The sequence below is a fragment of the Scytonema sp. HK-05 genome, from assembly GCF_963872035.1.
GTDB lineage: Bacteria > Cyanobacteriota > Cyanobacteriia > Cyanobacteriales > Nostocaceae > Kalymmatonema.
Map to the genome: position 1 here is coordinate 155,573 of NZ_CAWMYC010000103.1, position 18,959 is coordinate 174,531.

Genomic DNA, 18,959 nt, shown 5'->3' on the forward strand with positions numbered 1-18,959 from the left:
AGACAGAAAAATCCAAAGCTGAAATACTTGCATTTTCACAGAAGAATAACTTCACTTTGATATCTCGCCTGAATAGGTTCTCCAAATAGATGGGATTTGTGGTTAGTAACATCTAGTTCCCAATATGTCAAATTGCTGATTGAGCATAGATTTTAGCATTAGTCTCGCAATCGTATTTTAAGCTACTGTCTGGTACCTCAATCATAAAAAAGACTTTTGATGCAATGAATTCCACTGGTTCCTCTCAGTGAAAAGTTTCCACCTCTACCATTGTGTGGTACTTCTTCAGTATCCCAAACCGAAGAGTGAAAGGCACTTCTTTTATCTGCATATTTTCTCCACATAAGGCATACATTAAACAGTGTTAAACCTATCTTACGAGCGTTGGTTCCCAGCAATATAGATAACCTCCCACAACCTTTGGTTATGGGAGGATAATGCGAGGAGGAATATTAAATTTTAGTTATTAAATGACCCACTTTGAACTATGGACTAATAATAAACAAGTTTATGCAACCCGCTTAAGTGAGCCATCGGCGTATAACTCTAGTGGTACCAGTTCAATCTTGCCATTGACTTTAACTTGAGAGTAAACAACTTTTACTAGTGGAGAATTATTTTGGTTATAACGCACAGACATAAAAAACCTCCTTGATTCATAAAAATAATTTTAATTGTGTTATTTTATCAACTTAACGAGCCTTTGTATAATGATTTTTGTTATGTGGTGATTTGTTGCCTTTTCCCTGATTTATAATTATGAAAATCATTGAATTAGAAAGAGAGAATCGACTAGCGACTGAGAAACAATTGAAAGAATATGAAATTTAGAGTATATTCTAGAAACTGAAAAACTAGCTTGTATCTTAACAGGAGACAACAAATTCATTTTTCACTTAAAGCTGCTATATCATTGCTTACTACAGAGTAATCTTGGTGCTAACATAATTTACTTCACAGTCTCAGGGTTGTATTCCGGAAACAGCGTAAAAAATCAAGTATGAAAACAGCGACTCAACTGCAAGCTCGTCTTGAGTGTTATTATCAGCAAATCAAGACAATCATCCTTGCCCGTCAGAATCCGATTACAGGTTTGCTGCCTGCAAGTACAGCAATAACCGCACACGGTGATTATACCGATGCTTGGGTACGTGATAACGTTTACAGCATTCTGGCGGTTTGGGGGTTGGCACTTGCTTACCGCAAGGTTGATGAAGACAAGGGACGCGCCTACGAGTTAGAACACAGCGTCGTCAAGCTGATGCGGGGTTTGTTGTTTGCCATGATGCGTCAGAGTTCTAAAGTAGAGCAGTTCAAGCATACCCAATCGCCTTTGGATGCTTTACACGCCAAATATAATACTGCAACTGGTGATATCGTTGTTGGCGATGACGAATGGGGACATTTGCAACTTGATGCAACGTCAATATTTTTACTGATATTGGCGCAGATGACTGCTTCAGGATTGCAAATCATTTACACGTTTGACGAAGTGAATTTCGTCCAAAATTTGGTTTATTATATTGGACGAGCGTACCGTACTCCAGATTACGGTATTTGGGAACGAGGCAATAAAATTAATCATGGCAACGCAGAATTGAACGCCAGTTCTGTGGGTATGGCAAAAGCCGCATTGGAAGCGATTAATGGCTTGGATTTATTTGGCGTACATGGTTGTCAAGCATCGGTGATTCACGCATTGCCAGATGAAATTGCCCGTGCCAGAATTACGCTAGAATCTCTATTGCCGAGAGAATCGCCATCAAAAGAAATCGATGCGGCGCTGTTGAGTGTGATTAGTTTTCCGGCGTTTGCCGTAGAAGATGTACAACTGCGCGATCGCACCCGCAATGATATCATCAATAAACTCGAAGGAAAATACGGTTGCAAGCGTTTCCTGCGCGACGGACACCAAACAGTTTTAGAAGACACAAACCGCTTGCACTACGAACCGTTGGAACTCAAACAATTTGAGCATATTGAGTGTGAATGGCCTTTATTTTTCACCTATTTATTTCTTGATGGTTTGTTTCGTGGCGAACAAGAACACGTGAAACATTACCAAGAGCGTTTAGAGTCTTTATTAGTTGAACATGATGGCTTGCATCTGCTGCCAGAACTTTATTATGTCCCAGAAGAGTTTGTAGAGGCAGAGAAGTTAGCACCCCAAAGTCAGCCGCGTTTACCTAACGAAAATATTCCCTTAGTATGGGCGCAGAGTTTGTATTTTCTTGGTCAAATGTTGAGTGAAGGGTTAATAGCGGTTGGAGATATCGACCCTTTGGGAAGGCATTTGTACATGGGAAAATACCGGGAACCTTTGGTACAAATCGCCTTACTAGCAGAAGATGAGGATTTACAAGGAAAACTCGCAGTTCACGGCATTGAAACGCAAACGCCCAAGCAAGTAGAACCAATTCAGGTTCGACAAGCAGACGACCTTTCAGCCATTTATACTCAAATTGGGCGCAACGATAAACTTGGTTTAACTGGGCGTCCAGTGCGGCGTCTGCGGAGTTTGACAACATCTAAAATTTTTCGCCTCCGTGGCGAAACAGTTGTCTTTCTGCCCTCGTTTTTGGATGCTCAAGTTTTCTACTTAACTCTTGATTACCATTTTTTGGTGTATGAAATTAAAAGTGAACTTGCTTACATTCAAAAATATTGGATTGATTTGGGGCGTCCTATCCTCACTTTAATGTTAACTCACACCATGTTAGAAACCGGTAGTGAGGCATTACTTGCCCTGATACAAGAACTGAAAGATGGTGTTTGTAACGGTGTCCGGGTGAAATTGGGGCGGCTTAATCAGTTGATGTTGACGGCTGGAACACAACGGGTTGATTTTCTTCAAGAAGATTTTGAATTTTCTCAGTCTTCCGTCAAAGATGCTGCACTTCGCTGCTCTTATCTGATTTACAATCCAGACAAAAACTGGACTCTAAAGCATACTCAAGAATTCCAGATGGAGTGTGAAACCAACTTAAAATTCTTGCTTTCTTCTTTGCGCTCATCAGAAAATCTTTACGAGCAAATTGAGTTGTTGCAGACTTTGATTCGTTTGGAAGGGCTAGAGTTTGATACAGGCTTTGGCGGACCGGGGCGTCCCGTGACGGTGGCAGATTTGCTCGATGAAGTTTACACCAAAGCAGGTGCCTCGGGCATTTGGGCAGTTGTGCGTCGTGCAGCAGGGTTGCGGCAAATGAGCGATATCGGCTTATCGGACGTGGTGACGAGTATTGTGGTGCGCGGTAAGCAAATTGCGGTAGGTAAAGCTTATAGTGAAGCTTCGCTGATAACTTTGCCACTGTCGCACAGCGAAATTGTTGAGAAAATCAATCACTTTTGTCGGGAGGATATCAGCGATCGCGTTCTGACTCAAGAAATTCTGATTAATCTGAGTAACTTAATCAAGTCAGAACCGGAACTGTTTAAAGGACTCCTGACACTCAGAGTGGGCTATTTCATCCTTTTGATTACCAGCGAACTGGCACGCGAGCTTAATGTCACCCAAGATGAGGCATACGAACACCTGATGCAACTCTCGCCTTTTGACGTGAGAACACGGGTACGTCAGGTATTATTTGAATACGGTAGCATGAGCCAACTGTTACGCCAGCAAGAATCTCTGCACGTCAAACAAAAAGAAAGTGACATTGATTGGGTGGTGCAACCAGGACTTATTGAGGAAATAGAAGTAGCCCCTGGTGGTTGGCGGCGCTTCCGCCAAGCCGAGGGAGCAACGGGACGCGTGCCAAAAGAGTTTTTCCAGAATGTTTGGCTGTTGATGGAACATTGCAAAGGCTTGGTGATTGGTGATAAGTTAGAGCGCCGCAACCGCTTGGATAGTCAGTTAGTTCTGGCGGAGATGACACCAGGGGAAAAGAATTTTGCCTTGCAGGTAGAGCATCTGTTGAATAAAATTGAAGCTCCAGAGTACCGACAAGTTAATATTGAGACGTTGATGGAATTGGCAGCAATTGTATCCAACAACCCCAACTTGCACATCGAAGAATATATCGTGTTAGATGTGTTAATTGGTCACGCTGTACGATTGGCATGGTTAGAAGGTAATCCTGGAAGAAGGGAGCGGTACGATGAGGATAAAGCGAGCGCATGGCGATCGTTTTACAACACCTCTCCTAGAGAGTGCGCCACCTATGTTGTCAACGCGTTCAGGTTCTTGACCGAGTTTGGGCAAGATATAGCAGCTTAAGCAGGCGTAGGGTGCGTTACATTGCGTTAACGCACCTATCTAAAGTAAGAGATATGAATTAGATTCTTTTCCAAAAAGAAACAAAAATATCAACCAATTAACGATAGAACTACCCCCAAATATTTCCATTGAGGAAGCACAACTGCTGCTGGCAGTTAAGCTCTTTGAAACTGGAAAACTATCATTAGGACAAGCTGCAAAGTTAGCGCATTATTCCAAACGAACATTCATAGACTTACTCGTGAACAACAAGATTCCCGACTTCTTGAAGAAGTCGGGAATCTGAGCCTTTCAACAATTAGGTTTAAAAGTTATTGGCACAGTGGGAATGCTGCTACGCGCCAAACAAAAAGGTGTCATTGCTGAGGTGAAACCGCTGTTAACTGCATTAGCGCAAGTAGATTTTCGCATTGCAAAGCCTTTAATTGAGAATGCTTTACGTCTTGCAGGGGAATTGTGAACTGAGAGAGGCTTAAGCTATGAAGGCGTTCAGATTCTTGAGCGAATTTGGGCAAGACATAGCAGCTTAAGCATCGAGTCTGCTCTACTTTTTGGAAAGCCATCGGTCTAACAAAGTAAGCTATAAAATTAGAAGGGATTGTAAGTAGGTCAACCTTAAAAAACATAAAATAAACCTAACCCCCCAGCCCCCTTCCCTATAAGGTCCGGGGGAGAGTCAAAGCCTCTCCCCTACAAGGGGAGAGGAATGGAAGCGAGGTCTTATATCAGGTTCGGTTGATTACTTATCATTCCTGAAGAACCCCCTCCCCCTATCCCCAGAGGGGGCCCCGAGTCCCCCGTAAAGCTACGCTTCACGTCCCCGAACCGCGAGCGGTGAGTCCAGCGCTGCAGGCGGGTTTCCCGCCGTAGGCGACTGGCGAACCCGAAGGGGGAGGGGATAAAGGGGAGCCAGCGCCCTTTGGAGGGTTTCCCGACCTAGGCGACTGGCGTGTGGGGTGCAGTCAACGTCGGAATCATAACTAATTAGCCGGACATGATATTACGTTTAATTAGGTTGACCTACTTACCCAAGTTTTGGTATCAAATACTCTCTCATCAGAGATAAAAAGTGTTTATTCTACGACACCTCTCTCAGAGATTGTGCCTGCTATATTTTCATGGCATTCCGCGATTTTATTGCCTAAATAAAATCACGAAAATGTTTGTTTGAAGAGATTTTGCAAGCAATGGCAAATGACTTTTGTCTGAGGCTTGTGATTCAAATAATTCTCGACAACCTGAATTCTTGTTAATAGCATTAGGTGGACTGACTAAATTGTTCTGTAGTTGTGCTTATGAGAATGAAAATGCAAATGAAAAAGCGCCAGAAGAGTCAATATTTATTTCGCAATCGCTGGATTGACAGACAACGAATTGTTCGTAACATGGAGGCTTTCCAAGACTTAATTGTGATTGTCCTGTGTTTGGGTTTGTTTGCCTATATGGTTATGGAGTTATGGGAGATATTTACCAATCTCGTGCTGCCATTAGATCATCAACAAGTAACTGCAAAAATACTATTTTTGTTGATTTTGGTCGAGTTATTCCGACTGCTAATAGTCTACTTGCAGGAGCATAGCGTCGCTGTAGGGGTGGCTGTGGAGGTAACAATAGTATCTGTACTGCGAGAAGTGGTTGTTCACGGAGTGCTGGAAATTTCTTGGGTTCAAACTGCATCAATTTGTGGGTTACTGTTTATTCTGGGTGCGCTATTGCTAGTGTGTGCTAAGACGCCACACATGGATCACATGAGTACTAATACTAGCTATAGTGCTTTTGATAACAGTAACGATGAGCAACAGGAAAACGGAGATAAGTTGCCACATTCAACTCAATATGAGGAGATTGGTTAAAGGTAGGATCTAGAGAATGTTTCATTCCCAAGTCTACCTTAGGAATACACTCTCCGTTGTGATTGTTGTTAAAGTTAATTGTAAATAATTTTACATAATTCCAGGCTGTACCGCAAAGTTGGTCTGGAATTCCTAAGAGGATGTTTGAAAATTTATGAGGGGCTGCCAGCCGAGAAACTTGATTTCTTGAAGAAATCGGGTTTCTTAATAAGGTTTAATAATAAAATGTTGAGATTTATTAAATTGGCATTATGAGATATTGGCAAGTTCTAGCTGGGTTGGTCTTAGCTATAGTTCTTTTCTTGTTTCCCTTGTCGGCAGAAGCAGCAAGTTCTTCCAGTATCAGCCGTTCTGCAGGCAATGCACTCAAAGGTCAGGATTTCTCTGGTCAAAGCTTGATTGGAAAAGAGTATAGTAATCTCATTCTGGAGAACGCTAACTTTAGCGATGCTGATTTGCGTGGTGGCGTTTTTAACGGTTCGGTATTGCAGGGAGTAAATTTGCATGGTGTAGATTTTAGTGATGGCATAGCTTACCTGGTCGTCTTCAAGGGCGCTGATTTAAGCGATGCAATTTTTACAAACGCAATGATGTTGCGTTCTACTTTTGATAATGTAAACATTACAGGCGCTGATTTTAGCAATGCAGTTTTAGATCGTCTGGAAGTCAAAAAACTTTGTGCTGAGGCAAGTGGGGTGAATTCTAAAACTGGTGTTTCCACGCGTGAGTCTTTGGGATGTCAATAAGAGAAAGTTTCTGGCGATCGCCGCCTTTATAGCGGTTCTCAGTTGTATGCACCACAAGGTAGGGGCACATCCTCTGCCCCTACAAGCTCAATTGAAAACGACTATATTTGCCTTAGAAAGGCGCTTATCCAAATTTATCTTTACTCCACGGGGAAAACTTGATGCTGTTATGTTGCGCCTCCATTTATGAGGATTTCTGTCGCTCTTTCGGCAGGAAGCGGTCGATAGAACAGGAAACCTTGTACATTCTCGCAGTTGATAGATTTTAAGAACTCGAGTTCTTCTTGCGTCTCTACCCCTTCAGCGGTGAGTTTCAAGCCCAAGCTATTCCCCAAAGCAACGATCGCCTTGACAATCTGAGCGACTTTGAAATCAGTTGTTAAATTTTGGATAAACGACCGATCAATTTTTAAAATATGGAGTGGCAATAGTTGCAAGCGTGACAGGGAAGAATAACCCGTACCAAAGTCGTCAATCGAGAGGTAAACGCCCATAGTCTCTAGCTTTTGCAACACATTTGTAGTAAAATCTAAATTCTCAATAGCGGTGCTTTCGGTAATTTCTAACTCTAAAAAGTGCGGATCTAGCCCCGTCTGTTTCAAAATCATTGCCACAGTCTCCACCAGTTTGGGTTGGCGGAACTGTTTGGGAGAAAGATTGACAGCCATTGTCAGAGGAGGAAATCCCGCCTCCTGCCAGGCTTTATTTTGTTTACAGGCTGTTTGCAGAACCCACTCGCCAATGGGGATAATTAATCCACTTTCCTCAGCAAGGGGAATGAAAACATTGGGAGCCACCAATCCCATCTCAGGGTGCTGCCACCGCAATAGAGCTTCCATACCAGTAATTTTTCCCGTTGCAATGTTCACTCGAGGTTGGTAGTATACGACTAATTCTTCCCGTTCCAAGGCATAGCGTAAGCTCTTCTCTAAAATTAGGAGATTGGGAGTTTTGGTACTTAGGGAAGTGGTGTAGAACTGATAGTTATTCCTGCCGGCATCTTTGGCTTGATACAAAGCAGCATCCGCATGTTTGATTAAAGTTTCGGCATCACGACTATCGTCATTGAACAGAGCAATGCCAAGGCTGGCAGTGACGTGAAGTTCGTTTCCTTCAAGATAGAAGGCATCCTCAAATGCTTGCAGAATTCTTTGGGCTACAGGGACGACTTCTTCAACTTGATGAATGCGAGGTAATAGGATTGTAAATTCATCTCCTCCCCAACGGGCAACAGTGTCCCCTGTTCTGAGGGCATCTCGCAATCTTTGAGCAACGCTTCTTAATAATTGATCTCCGAGGGTGTGTCCAAGAGAGTCATTGATGGTTTTGAAGCGATCCAAGTCGAGAAATATCACAGCTAAACTTTCCTCACTCCGATCTGCATTGGCTAAAGCAACGGAAAGCAGCTCGCCAAATAGCAGGCGATTGGGCAACTCAGTCAACAAATCATGCAGCGCCTGGTAGCGAATCTTTTGCTCCACCTGCTGACGTTGCTTAGCACCACTAATACTGGCTGCCATTGTTAAGAGAGTTGATTCTTCATGCCTTGACCATTGACGCTGTGAGGAACAGTCAGCCAAACCAAGATAACCCCAGAATTTCTCATCCAACCGCAGAGGTACTAAAAGCAGAGACGCAATGCCGCATTGAGTGAGAAGTTCTCGTTCAGCAGTGGGAAATTCTCCGGTCAGTCCGCTGATCGAGTTTCCACTTTCAAGAACTGTGTTCCAGCGAGCGAGTGCGGAAGTCTGCTGAGGCTGGTTTTGCCAGTACTGAAGCGAAGGTTGATAATCGGAACTCGTCCATTCAAACTTTAGGCTCAAAGCCATCTCACCTGTTGCAACATGAGGATGCTTCTCGAACACGTAGACGCGATCCACTTTAGCAGCTTCGCCCAGCACAGCAAGAGCCTTGTCAACAGCTATTTCGTAGTTCAATTCTGCCAGTAGATAATTTGTGGCTTCAGCAACTGCTTGCTGCAAGCGATCGCGTTGGCGTAATTCGGCTTCGGCTTGCTTTTGTTCTGTAATGTCTCTAATAATAAAAGTCCTGATTAAATCACTTTCAGCAAGGTAGTGAATTGATTGTTCAAAAACTTCTGTGCCAACTACCACTTCCCGAACAAAAGAACTTTCCTGGTCATTTTGAACTGCGGTGAGAACCCCTGCCAATATGGGATGCTGCTGACGTGCTTCCCTAAGATTGGGAAATTTGCGTGCAGCAGCGGGATTGAGATAAGTGACGCTTCCCTCCAAATCGATCTCAATAATCGGATTGGGGATGAGTTCAGGAAAAGACGCTAAACGAGTTAAGGCGATTTCACCCGCTCCTTCAAGGGCGGTATTAGGAGGGAAACTTAGGGTTTCAAAAGCATTAGCTGAATTGGTTTGCTCCAATATCAACCTAGATATGTCTTCAGCTTCACAAGATTCAGAAAAAGCTTGTTCTGAGATGTTAGAAATGATATAATATTGAGCCTGAACTTGATTGTTGCCAAACTCTATCACATCTCCATGCATCAGGTCATGAGAAAAGCATTTTGTACCGTTTACAAATAAGCCATTTGTACTTCTTTTCCCCTTAAAGCTCCCATCAATAATCCGAAAAGCATATTGATCCGTTTCTGGAACAGTGACCCGTAATAGAATTGCGTGTTGCCTAGAAACTGACCGAGAACGTAGAACAATACCATTCCTCAAATCCCGCCCGAGAGAATAAGTCGCCTCTTGAAGGGGGATAGTTCGCTGTCCTTGAAGGTCTTTGATAACCAACAGGTGGCGTATTTTTTCCCGCTCATTTTTTGGCATCGCTCTTCCTTAAATTCTCCTCTAACGAACTCGATTGGCGAACTTTGGTTGGGTCACTTTCCTACACTCTTTTTCTTGGTTAAATACCTAGAATAAAATCAAACACCCGGTATTACATATAGTACATTTGCGGAATTTTTAAGCTGAACTGATCAGGAATTCAGAGAAAACGGAAATACATCTGAGAAAGATTACCAGGATTGCAAATTTTTAGGGAAGCGCTTGCGGAAATTACTTAGAAAGATGCAAACAACTGTCTATTGGTAGACTTGTTGACTCATAGTAGTTAGATATGCTTATTTTGATAGGGTGATAGAGAAAATGCAAGACTAAAGACTTGCCCTAACTTACGCTCTTAAAAAACTGAGTCACACGTATGCAAATTGGGGCAAGAATCTCGATGTGCTTCGTGCAGGGTGTAGAGAGTAGATCAGAGATAAAATGAGGCAATACTGCATGAGAGTGTGGCCATGGACGCTCAGATTTTGCTTCATATCATCAATAATCAACTTTTGAAACATCTGCTTGTTATACTACATATGAGGGTAATGTGCATAACTTGGTAGGAAAAACAACCTTGCAATCTGGGCGGTGGATCGCCGTCCATGTATCAAGTTAACGCTAAATTTTAGCTTTGGTGAACTCGATGTTCACGAAGGGGAAACCTGCTAACTGTTATGCTTACCCTCTTTTACTTTACGTTCAAATTTCCACATTGAGTAACTCAGTTATTTGTACTTGACCTGGAAAATTAGTGTGAGGAATGAGAGAAAGGGTGGGTGAATGCAAGTTAATCCAAGGGGAACTTCTGGCGACAATTATGAAGATGATGAAGACATAGAGAAACAACTAAATAGATGGTGGCAAGAGACAAATGCTGTGGCAGAAAACTACTGGCAGCAAAAGCAATTACAGGGTAAAGCTAAGCGAAACCAACAAGGTAACGAGGAAATACTACGGAAATATGGGTTGCCTAAATGCAATTCCTTCCGGGGGATCTCTCAAGCAATGGAAGTTGACTTAGAAGAGCTACGTCTGTTGGTTTTCTCGCCCAAACTAGACGCAGCAACGAAACATCACTATATTCGCTTTTATATTCCTAAAAAGACAGGTGGGGAACGAGTTATTTCTGCTCCTACACGACGTCTCAAAGATGCACAGTATTGGATTCTAAATAACATTCTAAAGAAGCTAGACTCTTCTCTTCACGATGCTGCCCATGGTTTTCGTAGTAGCAGAGTAATAAAGACAGAAACTAATGGGAAAAATGATTTCTTACGGTCGCTACAACATTTAGAACCAAGACATTTCGGTAATCTCTTCAATTTTTGGAGAAGAATAAAATCTACAATTTATCTGTTGACTCTTAGCTTGTCCTCCAGCAAAATAAAATTTGGAAAACGCCGCTCAATTGTGACAAATGCAGAGCCTCATGTGGGAGCAGATGTACTTATTAATATAGATATCAAAGACTTTTTTCCTTCTATCTCCTATAGGCGTGTTAAGGGTCTTTTCAAGTCTTTTGGATATTCAGAGTCAGCTTCAACAATCTTTGGTTTACTTTGTACTGTCACCTTTGTAAACCATCGCAGTTATTTGCCACAGGGCGCACCAACAAGTCCAATGATTACGAATCTGATATGCCGCCGTCTTGACCGACGATTAACTCAGATGGGTGAGCGCTTTGGATTTCGTTATACTCGCTATGCTGATGACCTCACCTTTTCAGCTTCTAATGAAAGCCTATGCAATATCTGCAATATTCTTAGGCAGACAGAATCGATTGTGAGACATGAGGGTTTTGAAATCAACAAAGACAAGACCAGAATTCTGCGTAAATGCAATCGGCTAGAAGTTACTGGTATTGTAGTCAACAGTAAACTCAGTATTTCTAGGCAAAAGTTGAAACGTTTTCGTGCAACTCTTTATCAAATTGAGAAAGATGGTTTAGAGGGTAAACACTGGGGGAAGTCCGAGGATCTCATCGCCTCAATTCAGGGCTTTGCAAATTTTGTTTACATGGTTGATCCTGAAAAGGGAGCTAAATTTCGAGAGCAAATTCGCATCATAAAGGAGAAGCATGGGTGTTAGTTACTTATAGCAAAGAAAAAGTTCAAACAAATTCATAGCAGATAACGACAGATATATCAATTCATTGAACTTTTGTAGGATAAACAGGAAAAAATTTATCTTTTTGCTCGCTCATGCTAGCTTTAATCGCTAGTATTCTTGCCAGGGTATATACATCAGGATCGTAAAGGTCTATCTTAGGAGAGTGCGTAATACTCTTTAGAACTTTTGATGTACCGAGCTCTTTTAGGGCTGCTACAGCTTCTTTTTGTACCCCTCTATCCGGATGGCTTAGAGCTTGGATTAAGGCTTTAATTGCTTGTGGACTACCAATTTTTCCCAAAGCTGCTGCTGCTCGTCCCCTAACATCGCTATTTGGATCGACAAGCGCTCGAACTAATGATTTGACCGCTTCATAATCACCTATCTCTCCTAAAGCTGTTGCTGCTCGACATCTTACACAGCTGTCTGGAGGATCGAGAGCGCGGATTATTGCTGAAAATACTTGTACATCTTCAGTTTTTCTTAAAGTAATAGGAGGTAACACTTGAAAATTTCTAGATGGAGACGTTAAAGATGGAAATACAGGCAAGATTCTAGGTATGCGAATTTTATTAAAAGTTTGCACAATGACATATATACCCCACTGCATCTTTCCTAAAACAGCAGCAGCCCCCATTCTGAAATTGTTATCCGGAGAACTTAAAGCTGAAATTAAAGCTTTTGTCGCTCGCGGATCGCCGATCCTCGCTAAAGCCAAAATGGCTTGTTCTCTCACCTCATTGTCTCGATCCTTGATAACGTTAACCAATGCTACAACTGCCTTAGGGTCGCATATTCTGCCTAAGGCGATCGCAACATGTTTTCTAACGCTGATATCCTGATCACTGAGAGCGCCAATCAATGGTTCTACTGCTTTAGAATGGCGAATCTTACCTAAGGTAACTGCAATCCATCTTCTAACATAACTGTCAGAATCGTTAAGAGTATGAATTAAACTCTCAACTATTTGTGTATTTCTATGATTTTTTAAGTCTTTTGCTGCCCATTTGATTTTTCCGAGCGCTGCTGCAATCCACCTTCTATCTTCGTTATTTCCTTCATGCTTGAGAGCGTTAATTAAGGCGTCAACCGCTTCTGGACTACCAATTTCTCCCAAAGCCGCAGCAGCTTCTCGTCTGACGTCACCATCTGGATGACCGAGAGTGCGGATTAAAATTTCTACAGCGTGGGAACTACCAATCTCTCCTAAGGCTGTGGTTGCACACAATCTGATGTCGCCATCTTGGTCATTGAGAAGTTGAGTGAGTAATTCAATCGCCTGAGGTATATCAGTTGCTCCCAGAGCTATTGTTGCTTCCCGTCTAACTTTGCTATCCGAATTGTTTACAACCTGCCTTAATGTTTCAACTGCTTGTAAATTATCGATTTTAATTAGAGCAATAGCGGCTTCCCTTCTGACTTCGCTATCTGAATCGTTAAGAGTGTGGCTCAAGATATCGACTGCTTGTGAATTACCAAGTTTCCCTAGAGCAATAGCGGCTTTCTTTCTGACTTCGCTACAACGAATATAAAGTTTTTGGATTACTTTCTCTGTGACTTCTTGACTATCAATTTTTGCTAATTCTTTAGCTAGTTTCTTACTAAGTTCACTTTCATCGTCATAATCATAATCATAGGTATCTTGGATTTGTACTTGAATAAATTGCGAATCCTTTATGGTTGCCAAAGCTTGTGTGACCCATCTTCTAATATCCTTGTCTAAGGGTTGCAACACTCTCGTTAACCCTGCAAGCGCATTTAAATCATCCAAGTCTCCCAGTAAAGTTATAGCTTCTTTTATAAAAGAGCCATGCAGAAATTTAAAACATTCTAGTAAAAAATTAACAAAACAAAAAGTATTGATTCTCTGAAAATTATTTAAATGAAATTTATGATATTCAAAAATAATCACAGATTTCTTAATGTAGTCAAAAATTTTTCCTATAATAAAATTTTCGATAATATAATCATCTACAGGAATCATTAAACTGGTAATTACTTTTATTAAAAATTGATCGTTCTTATTCTTACTTAAAACTAAAAAAATAACTTTTATTACGTTAGCATTATTTTCTTTTAGCGCTTGTCTTAAAGATTCTGTGATTGCTTTTTCTTCAGTAATACTGCCTAAATATAGGGCGCTCCAAAATCTTACAGAAACATCGTCATCTTTAATAGTTGTAATTAGGTGTTCAGTAACTTGTGAAGTAGCAATATTCCCTAAAATCTTTACAGCCCCACATCTAACCTCTTTAGAACCGTCTTTTAGTGCTTGGCGTAATAATTTTTCTAACATTGTGCTATTCGTACAAGCGAGTCTTTCGACAGCTAAGCTAAAAAAACCGATAGACGGGCGTGAGTACCATAATTTATAGATTCTTTCAATAATTTCTTGGATGAGGGGATGAGATTTATCTTCACATTCAGCAATACACTGACCCGCCAGCAGTAAAAGACTATAAAAAATATCGTCCTTTTCTGTAGTGATAGCTTGGAGCAAAGGAATTGGATCGTCCAGCAATCCTGCTAGAAGGCTTAAAGTTTCATGCCATTCGTATTTACGGAAATATTTTCTTACTAGAGAAACACCTCTGCTTAGGTCTGTTTCTATGGAGTGCTTCAAGTAACAGGCTGTTAGATACTCCTGGAACGTCCGGTGCAGAAACAAGTATTGCTTTCTATCTCTACTCAACTTTTGCAAGATGCCATCTTTTTCAGATAGTTCTGCTATTAGATCGGAAGTCCTAATACTTCTGAAATCTGTTGAGATAGACTCATTTCCCAAATATTTTTCGAGCTTGCTGCGGAGGTCATACATAGTAAAAATCTCCTTCCTCTCGCAGCTAAATTGATAGGCAAGTTCTCCCAGTAGCTCTTGTTTGACTGACACCCATGCACTATCTGGAATTTGCCTACGATTATCAATACACCATCTGCTCAATATGTATTCCACTGCCTTCTCATAAACTTGCCAGCGTCGTGTAGGCAATGTCAGCCCTTTCTCCTGATACAGACTGCAAATTAACGATAACAGCAGTGGATTTTGCGCCAAGCCTCGAATCTGGGGTTTATTGCGTAACTCTCGAATCAATTCCGATGCCAACACAGTATTATTATTCAAGTACCTCGCCGCATTGCGGAACCAAGTTTCTACGTACTGCTCCGTCTGCCGGTGGCTAAAAGGGACAATTTCCACTTCCTTCACCCCGTCCACAAATGCCCCACTGTAGTAACCGACTATTCGGGATGTGCTAACAATTGGGCAAGGATAATTTTGAGCAAAGCGGTTCAGCTTCTGTGAGAGGGAAATGCGTTTCTCCTGTGGCACCTCATCTAGAGCATCCAACAGTAACAAGCACTGCCCCACTTTCAACTTTTCTCGCAACAACAGTAGAATATTTGGTGCTATCTTCGGATAGTCCAGTTGTATCAAGCGAGACACACTTTCAAGGATTTCTTCTTCTTTCGGACTATCGGCTAAATCCGAAAGCCGCAGATAGAGCGGAAAGACAACAACATCCAACTCTTGCCCGTTCTCAATTTCCTGGCGTGCTTGCTGGGCAGTGGATAGCGCCTCCAGACGTAACAGTGTAGACTTGCCCATGCCGGGATCTGCTAACACAATGATATTTTTATGCTGGGCTTTCGCCGTCTTCCAGTTCACCTGCTCCTGCGGGCTTTCGTTGTCTCCACTTTTAAGAGCATAAGCACGTTTGAGATCAGCTTCCGATTCCGCATAGCTCCAAGTGCTTTCTACTTCATGGCGGTAGCGACGCTCTAGGGAGACTTGGATGGGAATGTATTGGTCTTCTAGGGTGATCGGCTGCGGTGTATGGAATAGGTGAATGGACTTGAAGGTGTTTTCGATGTCTTCTAGAAACTGACGGACAGCTTCCCGTAGGGCTTCTGGGCTTAGCGTTGGAAGCTGGATCGGAGCTTGCGGTGCCTCACTGTTAAGTTCTATATAGATGCGATCGCCAATCTGTATTCCTTGTCCCTGCTCAATATTGATGACATACTTCCCAAGTTGGGATGATATCCTTTCACTACCTTTACAAGCTTGGCGGACGGCTTCAATTTCCTCATCTGTTGCAATACCTGCTGCAAGTTTTTCAATAATAACCTTCAGTTCATCTGGGATAGCCATTAGTCATTCCCTATCGCACTTGCCGCAGTTATTTATTGTAAACATCACCGATGTGAAAATTACTGGCTTCATTGATATTAGTGATAAATTTCCCATTTTGCTTTATCACGTCGGCAATTTTATTAATCTTTTGCATCGCTTGAGGCTTAACCTCATCCCATCCTTTATCGGGTAAACCCTTACCACCCCGAAGCTTGGCAATCACAAAATCTCCAGCATCCATGTCAAAATGAGGAATTTGCTCTGTGTTGTACAGCTTACGAGCACTTTCAGGCACTGCTTTACCCAGATGATTCATTAAATTAGAAACTTTTACTTCTGTATCACCAGGTTTGTTTCCTGCACCTTGCAAAGCTTCGAGAAAGTGATAAGTATAGATGCTGCTTGATTCATTTTTTATCCAAGATTTTTGCTGTCCTTTGGAGGAAGTAAAAACAACTCTGCCTTCACCTTGTTTCAACTCATCAATAAAGCCTTTAGATGGGGCAACTCGGAGGAAATCATCAAATTCTTCTTCTAATTCAGCATCTGCCTCTTTAGAAGTTGCCATTCCTGCTGCATGACAGCTATCAATGACGACTAACAAACGTTCAGCTTGAATTTGTCGCAATGCATCGGTGAAAGTTTCTGCTGATAGTGCAGAACTGGCAAGCTTGGTAGGCTTAACATCATGTTGTAGTAAGTAATAGCGTTTGGTTTCTTCATGTACCCAGCCATGTCCTGAATAGTAAACAAATACGGTTGCATTTGGGTCGGATTCTGCTTTTCCTTTTAACCAATTCAATCCATCCACAATAGCTGCCTTCGTTGCTTCCTGATTATTTAGCACCCGAATATGCTCTTTGTTATCGGGATAGGCGCAAAGTTCCGAGTCAATTAAAGCAGCATAAATTGCCTGAGTATCTTTGACAGTTACTGGTAGTGACAATTTACTATAAGCAGACTCTCCCACGCCAATTAATAGTGCATGACCGTTAGTAAACTTATCGCTCATTTCCATCTTGCTCCATTAAATATATTGCGCCTCACTTCTTTTGCTTGACCTTTGACTTTTTCAATCAAATCGCCCTCTTTAAAATCATAGGTGTTTCTGCCGTAGCGCTTTCGCAGGCGATCGCTTTCATAAACTTTGGTTCCACCGTGGGATTTGACATCGACTACGTACCAGTTGCCTTTGGGAGAGTGCGATACCACATCGGCATCTCCCCATCTCTTAATTGGTATGTTGTATTCTACTTGCCATCCTTGACGTTCCAGGGAACGCAATAATGCAGCTACTTCGGTTTCGGCTATAGCACCACGTTGAGCATCACCAGCTCGTTTGACCAGGTGTTGCCCATTGCAGTATAGGTAGTATGAGCCTACCAATCCCCCTAGCGAGAGCAAAACTTTCAAGGAAGAAGTCCTTAAGATACTGAATAACAGCACTGTACCAATCAGAACACCCACTGCAAGAGCATAAAGCAGGATTGCTGACTGGCGTCGCTCCTCACCCAATTTACGGATATACTCTCCTGGCTGTTTTTCTGGTAACAATTTTCTGTGGTTAATGGTATTAAATTTGCTTCTTTGTGAAGCTTACAGTTGTTGGGACTCTAAAAATTAAGGAAGCGACTACCACCACGTCAAGTGCAACCCTAGCCCAGAGCAATTAGTAAATCTTTTAACGCTGACAAAATAAAGTAATACTTAAAGGCAACATATGACCATTCTTGGCAAGTAATACTTGCTGTCGCCAAAAAACGTCATAATATCAGCCTACATGGAGCTAAGCGGATTCGAACCGCTGACCCCCTCAATGCCATTGAGGTGCTCTACCAACTGAGCTATAACCCCGCACTATCGTGCATTAGAAATTTTAGTTTATAAATTTACTATTTGTCAATACTGCTAATTAAAGACTGGCTATTTGCTAATTGCTAATTACTGCTATTAGCAAATAGCCGAGCGCAATTGTCAATTCAAGATAGTTGCAGCAAGTAGCTCATACAATGCCCCATCAGGAAGTAAACCACTAGCATGGCAGCTGCCGCTAAGCCAACCAGCGTACCAGCTAACATTAAGGAAAATTCTTTATTCTCATATGCCTTTTCCATCAGGTGCAGCGACCAGGCTACTAGCGCTACATCAAAAACTAAAATAGGTATCAACATATTTTTTAATATTTCTTAAATCTAGTTAATTTATATTAACATCATTTTCAAGAACTGTGTTGAAATACTCTAGTTTTGGTCTATCTTTGGTTAGATAAAGATTTGTTACTGGAGATTACATTCTCACCGGAACTTGGCGATCGCGCAGATAACTTTTAATCTCAGCAACGCTTAATTGTCCGTAATGTAAAAGCGAGGCAAGTAATGCTGCTTCTGCTTGACCTTCTGTAAGGGCGGTATAGATGTGTTCGCAATTACCTGCACCACCAGATGCAATCACTGGAATTTGTACGGCTTCAGCAATTGCCCGAGTTAACTCTGTGTCATAACCTGCTTGAGTGCCATCAGCATCCATACTTGTGACTAAGAGTTCTCCTGCGCCACGTTTTTCAACTTCTTGCGCCCAAAATAGGGCATCAATGCCAGTATTTTCTCTTCCACCACGGACATATACATCCCAACCAGGGTTATTGGGGTCTAGTCGTCGTCTGGCATCAATAGCAACGACTATGCATTGGTTGCCAAAGCGATCGCTTGCTCGATTAATAAAATCTGGCTCACGTACCGCCGCAGAATTAATACTAACCTTGTCTGCTCCAGCTCGTAAAAGATTTTTAACATTTTCTAAGGATTGGATGCCACCACCTACAGTCAGGGGAATAAAGACGTGTTCGGCAGTTCGGTACACTACGTCGATGATAATGCCCCGGTCTTCATGAGTGGCTGTAATATCCAGAAACACTAACTCATCTGCACCTGCATCGTTGTAAACCTTTGCCAGTTCTACCGGATCGCCTGCATCCTTCAAGTTAACAAAGTTAACTCCTTTGACAACTCGTCCCGCCTTCACATCCAGGCACGGTAAGATTCTTTTAGCTAGCATTCCTTCGTTTTACACTCCTGTTGTGATTACCCGGAATCTAAA

General features: G+C 42.1%; 13 protein-coding genes and 1 tRNA gene. 6 read left to right on the top strand and 8 right to left on the bottom strand.

The features are described from left to right. Positions 1 to 508: 508 nt before the first annotated feature. Complete coding sequence (locus AACT52_RS18655) at positions 509 to 640, bottom strand: hypothetical protein (RefSeq protein WP_272937053.1); 132 nt, start codon at positions 638 to 640, stop codon at positions 509 to 511. Between the two features lie 360 nt (positions 641 to 1,000). Between AACT52_RS18655 and AACT52_RS18660 the strand changes: the two genes are divergently transcribed. From AACT52_RS18660 to AACT52_RS18675, 5 genes are all read left to right on the top strand, one after another. Then, entirely contained in the window at positions 1,001 to 4,216 is a 3,216-nt protein-coding gene (locus AACT52_RS18660; RefSeq protein ID WP_073627080.1) for a glycoside hydrolase family 15 protein, read from the top strand. 103 nt (positions 4,217 to 4,319) lie between these two features. Next, positions 4,320 to 4,502: a UPF0175 family protein gene (locus tag AACT52_RS41445; RefSeq protein ID WP_443216589.1), complete on the top strand. Its 183-nt coding sequence runs from the start codon at positions 4,320 to 4,322 to the stop codon at positions 4,500 to 4,502. Between the two features lie 36 nt (positions 4,503 to 4,538). Further along, a complete protein-coding gene (locus tag AACT52_RS18665) occupies positions 4,539 to 4,676 on the top strand; it encodes a DUF3368 domain-containing protein (RefSeq protein WP_198940811.1) in 138 nt (45 codons plus the stop codon). A gap of 853 nt (positions 4,677 to 5,529) precedes the next feature. Then, positions 5,530 to 6,069 carry a phosphate-starvation-inducible PsiE family protein gene (locus AACT52_RS18670; RefSeq protein ID WP_073627169.1) on the top strand — a complete coding sequence of 180 codons (540 nt, stop codon included), beginning with the start codon at positions 5,530 to 5,532 and terminating at the stop codon, positions 6,067 to 6,069. A gap of 251 nt (positions 6,070 to 6,320) precedes the next feature. After that, positions 6,321 to 6,815, top strand: a complete 495-nt coding sequence (locus AACT52_RS18675; protein ID WP_073627082.1) for a pentapeptide repeat-containing protein — start codon at positions 6,321 to 6,323, stop codon at positions 6,813 to 6,815. A 167-nt stretch (positions 6,816 to 6,982) separates the two neighbouring features. Here the strand turns inward: AACT52_RS18675 and AACT52_RS18680 are convergent, their stop codons facing one another. Further along, positions 6,983 to 9,622, bottom strand: a complete 2,640-nt coding sequence (locus AACT52_RS18680) for an EAL domain-containing protein (RefSeq protein ID WP_073627084.1) — start codon at positions 9,620 to 9,622, stop codon at positions 6,983 to 6,985. A gap of 783 nt (positions 9,623 to 10,405) precedes the next feature. Here AACT52_RS18680 and AACT52_RS18685 point away from each other — a divergent pair. Then, positions 10,406 to 11,713 (top strand): reverse transcriptase family protein, encoded by a 1,308-nt coding sequence (locus AACT52_RS18685; protein WP_083629967.1) that lies wholly within the window; start codon positions 10,406 to 10,408, stop codon positions 11,711 to 11,713. A gap of 61 nt (positions 11,714 to 11,774) precedes the next feature. On the opposite strand, the gene AACT52_RS18690 is transcribed toward AACT52_RS18685, so the two are convergent. The 6 genes from AACT52_RS18690 to hisF all read right to left on the bottom strand — a co-directional run bounded on the left by AACT52_RS18690 (position 11,775) and on the right by hisF (position 18,917). Further along, positions 11,775 to 15,881: a HEAT repeat domain-containing protein gene (locus AACT52_RS18690; RefSeq protein WP_073627086.1), complete on the bottom strand. Its 4,107-nt coding sequence runs from the start codon at positions 15,879 to 15,881 to the stop codon at positions 11,775 to 11,777. Between the two features lie 28 nt (positions 15,882 to 15,909). After that, positions 15,910 to 16,875 carry a caspase family protein gene (locus AACT52_RS18695; protein WP_073627173.1) on the bottom strand — a complete coding sequence of 322 codons (966 nt, stop codon included), beginning with the start codon at positions 16,873 to 16,875 and terminating at the stop codon, positions 15,910 to 15,912. Further along, on the bottom strand, positions 16,872 to 17,417 hold the full coding sequence (locus tag AACT52_RS18700; RefSeq protein WP_073627088.1) for a nuclease-related domain-containing protein: 546 nt from the start codon (positions 17,415 to 17,417) through the stop codon (positions 16,872 to 16,874). Before AACT52_RS18700 ends, AACT52_RS18695 begins: the two co-directional genes overlap by 4 nt. A gap of 227 nt (positions 17,418 to 17,644) precedes the next feature. Then, positions 17,645 to 17,717, bottom strand: a tRNA-Ala gene (locus tag AACT52_RS18705). Between the two features lie 125 nt (positions 17,718 to 17,842). Further along, a complete protein-coding gene (locus AACT52_RS18710) occupies positions 17,843 to 18,034 on the bottom strand; it encodes a hypothetical protein (RefSeq protein WP_073627090.1) in 192 nt (63 codons plus the stop codon). Between the two features lie 115 nt (positions 18,035 to 18,149). Next, a complete protein-coding gene (gene hisF, locus AACT52_RS18715; RefSeq protein ID WP_073627092.1) occupies positions 18,150 to 18,917 on the bottom strand; it encodes an imidazole glycerol phosphate synthase subunit HisF in 768 nt (255 codons plus the stop codon). Positions 18,918 to 18,959 lie beyond the last annotated feature (42 nt).